Below are 1,427 nucleotides of genomic sequence, written 5' to 3'. Positions count from 1 at the left end.
AGTAGTACTTTGTTAGGTTTCGGTGAAGGGGTCTTTTAATCGCTGGCCTGACCTGTTAATTTCGTTTCGTGGGTATGGAAGAAGCGGGGCTGCGGGTCGAGCTGGAGGATTACGTCGGGGAGGTTTTCGCCTCGTTGGGACGGAAGGACCAACGGGCGAAGGGCCGGTTGTATCTGCAGGGGCTGATGCTGGAGGGGCGTCGCAAGTCGATGCAGCCGATGGCTGAGCGCCTGGATGTGGACCACCAGCAGCTGCAGCAGTTCGTGACGTCTTCGCCGTGGAAGGTGGAGCCGGTCCGCCGTCGGCTGGCCGTTCTGGCCGACGAGGCCATCGCACCGGAGGCGTGGGTGATCGACGATACCGGCTTCAAGAAGGACGGGAAGGCATCGGCGTGCGTGGCGCGCCAGTACTCGGGCACGCTGGGCAAGATCGGCAACTGCCAGGTGGCCTCCACCGTGCACATGGTCACCGATCAGGCCTCGGCCCCGGTGAACTGGCGCCTGTTCGTGCCGGAGGCCTGGGACGATACCTCTGCGGACACCAACGAGCATGCCGAAGCCATCGCCGCCCGCCGGATCAGGGCAAGGATTCCCGAATACGTGCGGCACCGGCCCAAGTGGGAGCTCGCGCTGGAGATGATCGATGAACTCGGCCGTTGGGGGCGTACGTGCCCGGTCGCGGTTGCCGACGCCGGATATGGGGACAACGCGCTGTTCCGGCTCGAGCTGACCCGGCGGTCCATTCCGTGGGTGATGGCGGTCAAGGCATCCACCAGCGCCTACCCGGCCAACGCCGTTCCCGAACCCGCCAAACGCTCCACCTCCAGGGGCCGGCCCAGTATGCCCCGCTACCGACAGGCCCCGGCCAGCCTGGCTGAACTGGCGGTGGCTGCAGGGAGGGGACAACTTCGCCGGGTCACCTGGCGGCACGGCACCAAGAACACCGGCACCAACAAGACCGCGGCCATGAAATCCCGCTTCCTCGCCCTGCGCGTCAGGCCCGCGAGCCGGCACATCGCTCCCGGCGAAGACGGATCGCTGCCCGAGGCCTGGCTGATCGCCGAATGGCCACCCGGCGCCAAGGAACCCACCGACTACTGGCTCTCCGACCTGCCCGCCGACACGCCAACCAGGACCCTGGTCAGGCTGGCGAAAATCCGGTGGCGCATCGAACACGACTACCGCGAACTGAAAACCGGTCTCGGCCTCTCCCACTTCGAAGGACGGTCCTTCCCCGGCTTCCACCACCACGTCACCCTCGTGTCCGCAGCACACCTGTTCGTCACCAAAAAACGCCTTGCCACCCCAAAAGCAGCAGGGGCAGCCTGAGCCTGTACGGAGTCCTCAAAGAACTCCAACGGATCCTCATCCGACAGCTCCGCCGCTGCCCCTACTGCCAACACGCCCCGCCAACCTAACAAAGTACTA

1 protein-coding gene is annotated in these 1,427 nt (G+C 65.4%); it reads left to right on the top strand.

Features of this window, described 5'->3' with window-relative positions:
* Positions 1–74 precede the first annotated feature (74 nt).
* The gene (locus tag PV761_RS24140) at positions 75–1,328 is read left to right on the top strand and encodes an IS701 family transposase (RefSeq protein WP_347900044.1); all 1,254 of its coding nucleotides are present in this window, start codon (positions 75–77) and stop codon (positions 1,326–1,328) included.
* Positions 1,329–1,427: the final 99 nt, after the last annotated feature.

This window comes from Arthrobacter sp. CC3, from assembly GCF_039907775.1.
GTDB lineage: Bacteria > Actinomycetota > Actinomycetes > Actinomycetales > Micrococcaceae > Arthrobacter.
The sequence above is the reverse complement of the archived record's forward strand: the minus strand, read 5'-3'. Positions and strand labels throughout refer to the sequence as shown.

Coding starts and splice junctions, on each gene's coding strand:
- PV761_RS24140 (WP_347900044.1), top strand. CDS start 75: ATGGAAGAAGCGGGGCTGCGGGTCGAGCTGGAGGATTACGTCGGGGAG.